4 protein-coding genes are annotated in these 6,982 nt (G+C 34.3%); 3 read left to right on the top strand and 1 reads right to left on the bottom strand.

Annotated elements, in window-relative coordinates; translation table 11 throughout:
- The 3 genes from IRZ83_RS13095 to IRZ83_RS13085 all read left to right on the top strand — a co-directional run.
- On the top strand, positions 1-2,494 hold a 2,494-nt coding region (locus IRZ83_RS13095; RefSeq protein WP_194569340.1), incomplete at its 5' end, for an Ig-like domain-containing protein.
- A gap of 58 nt (positions 2,495-2,552) precedes the next feature.
- On the top strand, positions 2,553-3,464 hold the full coding sequence (locus tag IRZ83_RS13090) for a type IX secretion system membrane protein PorP/SprF (RefSeq protein ID WP_194569338.1): 912 nt from the start codon (positions 2,553-2,555) through the stop codon (positions 3,462-3,464).
- Positions 3,465-3,466: 2 nt separating this feature from the next.
- Positions 3,467-5,407, top strand: coding sequence for an OmpA family protein (locus tag IRZ83_RS13085; RefSeq protein WP_194569336.1), 1,941 nt, complete (start codon positions 3,467-3,469; stop codon positions 5,405-5,407).
- A 132-nt stretch (positions 5,408-5,539) separates the two neighbouring features.
- Here IRZ83_RS13085 and IRZ83_RS13080 read toward each other — a convergent pair whose 3' ends face one another.
- The gene (locus IRZ83_RS13080; RefSeq protein WP_194569334.1) at positions 5,540-6,610 is read right to left on the bottom strand and encodes a serine hydrolase domain-containing protein; all 1,071 of its coding nucleotides are present in this window, start codon (positions 6,608-6,610) and stop codon (positions 5,540-5,542) included.
- Positions 6,611-6,982 lie beyond the last annotated feature (372 nt).

Below are 6,982 nucleotides of genomic sequence, written 5' to 3'. Positions count from 1 at the left end.
GGCAAATGACACGGATGCGGAAGGAAATGCGCTTACAGCGATTTTAGTTTCAGGCCCGTCAAACGGAACCCTTACATTAAATTCAGACGGATCATTCAGCTATACGCACAATGGAAGCGAGACCCTGACGGACAGCTTCACTTATAAAGTAAACGACGGAACAGCTGACGGAAACACAGTAACGGTTAATTTGACTGTTGCTCCGGTAAATGATGCTCCGGTTGTAAACAATCAAAATAATCCAAATATACCATCAACAGCAGGAGCGACAGCAATAAATGCGCTTACAGCAACAGATGTAGACGGGACTATTGTAAGTTTTACAGTTTTAAGTTTACCTGCTAATGGAATTCTAGCTTTATCAGGAACTCCAATAACAGTAAATCAAATATTGACAGTTGCTGAAGCAGCAATGTTGACGTATACTCCAAGTGGTACATTCACAGGAAACGATACTTTCACATTTACAGCGACAGATAATCTTGGAAGTTCAGCTTTAGCTACTGCTTTCACCATTCCAGTTGGAAATAATGCTCCAATTGTAAATGATGCGACAGGTGGTAATATTCCATCACGATCAGGCGCAACAGCAATCAATGCTCTAACAGCAACGGATACAGATGGAAGTATAGCAAGTTATACTGTTTTAAGTTTGCCGGCTAACGGAATTTTAGCACTAGCTGGTGTACCAGTATCAGTTAATCAAATATTCACACCTTTAGAAGCAGGTATGTTAACCTATGACCCTAGCGGCGCATTCTCAGGTAATGATACTTTTACTTTTACTGCAACTGATAATGCTGGTGATACTGATCTTACTCTAGGTACAATTACGATTGTTGTTGAAAAAGCTATTCTTAATCTAGCTGCAGATCAAATTGGCAATGTGGTGGGTATTGATAAGGTTGTAAGTGTTCTAAATGTATTTAGCAACGATACTTTAGATAATAATCCAATTGTGCCTTCTGATGTTAATTTAAATGTACTGACGCCAGACCCGACAGGTGTTTTGACATTAAAACCTGATGGAACTATAGAATTAGCACCAAATGCACCAGCTGGAACTTATACTTTGACATATGAAATTTGCGAAAAAGCGAATAGTTCAAATTGCAGTTCTGCTACAGTTTCGGTTTCAGTTGTAGCTCCAACTATGACAGTTACTGCAAGTGCATATTGCTCTAACAATACACCTTACGTTTCTTATAATGTTGTTGCAGATAACTTTACTCCAACAGGATTATTGACAATTAATTGGATTGACAGTGCAAATAATATTGTTGCAACACAAACAAATTTGCCATTAAGCGGCAATGTATTGTGGCCTGGAGCAACTGTTGATGCCAGCAATAACCCAACAGATTGGCCAGGATGGGTACTTGTAAATGGACAATGGACACAAGGTAATGATGGGTTTGGGTTAACAAGACCAGCAGTTACAATGCAGTTTACGCTAAACCCAACTCGATCTGTAATAGTGAATTATCCTGCTCCAACAGCTGGTTGTAATGCAATGCCAATATTTGGAATTGCAGCAGGAAATGAAGATGATGTGATTCTTGCGGACGGAATTAATGGCGCATTAGCAATAGTAAATGTTTTAGCTAATGATAGATTAAATGGTGTTCCTGTTAAATCTTCAGATGTTATTTTAACTGGAACAAATATTCCAGCAGGAATGACCTTGAATACAGATGGAACAATTGATGTAGCACCAAATACAAAAGGCGGTAATTATACATTGACTTATCAAATCTGCGAAGTTGCCAATTCAAATAATTGCAGCACTGCAACAGTGAAAATATTTGTTGAAGTTCCTGCGCTTGCAATCGTTAAAAAAGTAGTATTAAACGATACTAACGGAAATGGCTATGCAGAAGCAGGAGAGACTTTAACATATAGCTTCTCAATCAAAAATACAGGAAATGTTGACCTCGAAAACATATTGGTTGCAGATCCTTTGCCAGGAATTGTGATGAGCGGAAGCTCAATCAATTTAGCGGTTGGTCAAAACGATGATTCTTCGTTTACTGGAAATTATACATTAACTCAGGCAGATGTAAATGCTGGAAGTATAAGCAATCAGGCTACTGCATCTGGACTATCTAAAAGTGGTATCATAGTTTTTGATAAATCGGATTCTGATGATTTAGGAGGAGACAAACCGACTGTTTTAGAATTAAGCGGTTGTGTAATTAAAGTCTTTAACGCTGTTTCTGCAAATGGAGACAGTAAAAATGAGAGATTTTATATTCAAGGTTTAGAATGTTATCCTGAAAATACGGTTCAAATTTACAATCGTTGGGGTGTTCTAGTTTTCGAAAGAGATCATTACAATAATAATGATGTTGCTTTTAGAGGATTTTCAGAAGGCCGAGTGACCATTAAAGAATCGAACGGATTGCCAGAAGGAACGTATTATTATGTTCTTAAATATAAAGACGCTCAATCTAATCCGCATGAACAGGCCGGTTATTTATACTTGACCAAATAATATTCCACACTAATAAAATGGCTTAGTTACGGCTAAGCCATTATTAAAAATAAAAGAAATGAGAAAATTAGTTTTAGTTTTATTGTTTTGTTCAGCTGCAAGTTTTGCTCAGCAAGATGCGCAGTTTACACAATACATGTATAACACTATCAATATAAATCCTGCTTATGCTGGTTCACGTGGAGTAATGAGTGTTTTCGGATTGTACCGTACCCAATGGGTCGGACTTGACGGCGCACCTGAGACAAGCAGTTTTTCAGTAAATACACCCTTAAATAACAGTAATTTAGGACTTGGAGTTTCATTAGTGAATGACAAAATCGGACCCACAAATGAGAACAATATCTCTGCCGATTTATCATATTCTATTCCAACATCTGCAAATGCGCAACTTTCTTTTGGTATAAAAGGATCGGCCAATATTTTTAAACTGGATCCAACAAAATTATCTCAAGAAGATCAGGGAGATCCACAATTTCAGGATTTCGAAAATAAATTCACACCCAATGTAGGTGCCGGAATTTATTGGCATAGTGATAAAGCGTATGTTGGATTATCAGTTCCGAATTTTATTCAGACCAATCGTTATGATGATAATGATGTTGCTATTTTCAAAGAGCAAATAAATTATTATTTTATTGCAGGTTATGTATTCAATTTAGATCGTTATGAAATGGTAAAATTCAAACCAGCTTTATTGGCAAAAATGGTAGATGGTTCGCCATTGCAGGTTGATGCTTCTGCCAATTTTATGTTTAACGAAAAATTTGTTTTGGGAGTTGCATACAGATGGAGTGCCTCTGTAAGTGCAATGGCAGGATTTCAAATAACTGATGGCTTATATCTTGGTTATGCGTATGATCGTGAAACAACCAAGTTGGTAAACTACAGTTCAGGATCGCATGAAATATTTCTTCGTTTTGAATTCCTAAACAAATACAGCCGTATCACTTCACCAAGATTCTTCTAACTATGAAAATTAAAAACTTACTATATACCCTCTTTTTTTGTCTTTCATTTTTTAATGCAATTGCTCAAAAAGCTGTATTAAATAAAGCGGAAAAAGATTATAATAAATACGCATATATTGATGCAATTTCCATTTATGAGAAGGTTGCTGAAAGCGGTTATAAGGATGAGAAAATGTTTCAAAGATTAGGAAACGCTTATTATTTTAATGCTGAATTGACAAAAGCAGTAAAATGGTACGATGAACTTTTTTCTTTAAACAATCAGCAAGATTCTGAGTATTATTATAGATATGCTCAAGCTCTAAAATCTGTTGGCGATTACTCAAAAGCAGATAAAATGCTGGAGATCTTTAATGAAAAAATGAAGTCTGACAGCAGAGGTATTTTATTCGAAAATAATAAAAATTATTTAGAACAGATTAAGTTAAATTCGGGGAGATTTGAAATTTCAAGCGCCGGAATTAACTCTAAAGAATCTGATTACGGCAGTACAATGCTCAATGATAAATTGGTATTCGCCTCTGCAAGAGATACAGGAAAAGTAAATAAAATAACATTTCGATGGACAAATAAATCTTTTACCAACCTATATAGCGCGGTAGTAAAGTCTGATGGAAGTTTAGAAGCCCCAACACGATTTGACAAAAAGATCAATTCAAAATTCAACGAATCGACTCCGGTTTTTACTAAAGACGGAAATACAATGTACTTTACCAGAAATAATTTTTTAGCTGGAAAAAAAGGAAAAAACGATAACAAAATCACCTTGCTGAAATTATACAAAGCAGAATTTGTAAAAGGCAAATGGAGAAATGTTGTCGAATTGCCTTTCAACAGCAATCAATACAGTGTTGCGCATCCTGCTTTGAGTATTGACGAAAAGAAATTATATTTTGCATCAGATATGCCGGGAGGTCAAGGACAATCTGATTTATACAGCGTGACGATTAATACTGACGGAACATTTGGAAAACCAGAAAATCTTGGTGTAGCGATTAATACCGAAGGAAGAGAAACTTTTCCTTTTGTTTCAGGTGATAATGAATTGTATTTTGCAACTGATGGCCGTCCGGGATTAGGAGGTCTTGACGTTTTTGTGGCGAAAATTAAAGACGATTCCAGTTTTGATTATGTACAAAATGTTGGAGAGCCGGTTAATACCAAATTCGATGATTTTGCTTTTATAATAAACAGTACAACCAGAAAAGGATTTTTCTCTTCAAACAAAGAAGGCGGCATTGGAAGTGATGATATTTACAGATTTCTTGAAACCAGAAAACTGGATTGCGAGAAAAAATTATCAGGTTTAGTAACAGATTCTCAAACGAATGAAGCATTAAGCGATGCAAAAGTAATTTTGCTTGACGATAAGTTTGCCCAAATTTCAGAAGCTTTAACAAATAAAGACGGAATGTATACTTTTGATGTAAAATGCAAGAAAACCTATCATGTAAGAGTTGGAAAACAAGATTATGAAACTAATGAAAGTGTGATTACCGTTGCACCGTCAAATGATAAATCGGAGCTGAATGTGAAGTTAGAAAAACAGATTAAACCAATTGAGGTTGGAACAGATTTGGCTAAGACATTAGATATTCCGATTATTTATTTTGATTTAGATCAAGCGATTATTCAAAAAGAAGCGGCTTTTGAGTTAGAGAAAGTTTTGGCTGTGATGAAACAATATCCAGAAATGAAAATAGATGTCCGTTCTCATACCGATAGCAGACAGACCGAAAATTACAATATGATTTTGTCTACTAAAAGAGCAAAAGCTACAATCGAATGGTTTGTAAAAAGAGGTATTTCTGCTGAAAGAATTTCAGGTAAAGGATACGGTGAAAGCCAATTAGTAAATAAATGTTCTGATAATGTAAATTGTACAGAAGCAGAGCATCAGTTAAATAGAAGAAGCGAGTTTGTAATTGTTTCAATGAAATAAAATATTGCTTCTTAATGACTGAAATCATTTAGCATGAATTAAACTTCGTGTTAAGCAATGACTTAATGATTTAATTTGAAAAGCCTGTAGACTTTATTGTTTACAGGCTTTTGTCATATGCAAAAGTTTTTTTCAGTTTTTAGAATTCGGTAAAATGAATTTGGCTAAAATTTCAAAAGCCTGTTTCGCCTTAAAAGAGCCGTAATTGCCTTGCGTAAAAACAACGGTTAAATTTAAGTTTTCTATTATAAAAATATATTGGCCTCCGTTGCCTGATGCAAAAAGCACATTTTCCTCTAAATCCCTTGTCTTTATTGTTTCGCGATACCAGTAATAACCATAATAGGCAGGCTGTGGAATTCCAATCTTACTTTTACTGGATTTCATATAGGAAAAATCAGGAATTGCAATATCGCATACCGTAGATTGTTCAATCCATTTTTTTGAAATAATCTGTTTTCCATTATAAACCCCTTTGTTATTTACCAGCTCTCCAATTTTTAGCATATCAAAAGGTCTTATATAAAACGAACCAGCTGTCATAGCGTTACCGCTCGGATCTACTGTCCATCGATAAGAGAAAATACCAAGAGGTTCAAAAAGGTATTTTTTCGCAAAATCCTTGACAGACATTTTGGTGGTTTTTTTTAGGATCCCGCTTAAAATCATTGGATTAACAGAGGTGTAAGCCCAGACTTCACCAGGTTTGTTTTTCATCGGAAGATTCAGGGCATATTTCACCCAGTCTTTGCTTAAACTCATCGTGTCTTCACAATCTTTAGTATCATTAAATTCTTCGCAATCAAAACCGGATTTCATCTCCAAAAGATTTTTTATAGTCAAAAGCTTCTTGAGCGGATCTGTTTTCAGCGATGGATATTCTGGAAAGAATTCATAAACTTTCTGGTTAATATCTTTTATAAATCCTTTATCAACCGCAATTCCAACCAAAAGACTGGTGATTGATTTAAAAGAAGAACGGGTGTCATGAAGTGAATCTTTGGTGTAACCATTAAAATAATGTTCATACAGCAATTGATTGTCTTTTGCAATAAGAACACTATGAATTCCGGAGTAATAATTATTTACTATCGAATCTGTCATTTGATCCAAGCGAGAATGATATTTGGCTTTCGCAGTCTGTCCAGATATTGTAAAGATGTTGAGTATTATTACTAAATAAGCAAAGTGAATTTTTTTCATATTTAAACCTATTTATTTAAGTGATAAAAATTTAATACTTCGAATTTGGCGAGACTATAATTTTGGAAATTACAGTTAGAGGATCTTTTTTGAACATTTAAAGTAGTGTAAAAATACTATAAAAAAGTAAATTTTGATTTCTTCAACAATTCTAATTGATATGTGTATTTTTTTCTTAAAACTGATATATGTAAATTACATTAGATCTTAAGTTCTTTTTATATTTGAATGGTTATATTGTTTTATTTTGATTAATCACATAAGAGATATTTTAAACACATATATAAAATAACTAAACATAAATGTGGAATTGAGATAATTACAAGTTTTATTATAAAGTTTTTAAGCTTTAGTTTAGTATATGGCTTTACA

Origin of the sequence: Flavobacterium sp. JLP (assembly GCF_015350755.1) — a bacterium.
Classification (GTDB): Bacteria; Bacteroidota; Bacteroidia; order Flavobacteriales; family Flavobacteriaceae; genus Flavobacterium.
The sequence above is the reverse complement of the archived record's forward strand: the minus strand, read 5'-3'. Positions and strand labels throughout refer to the sequence as shown.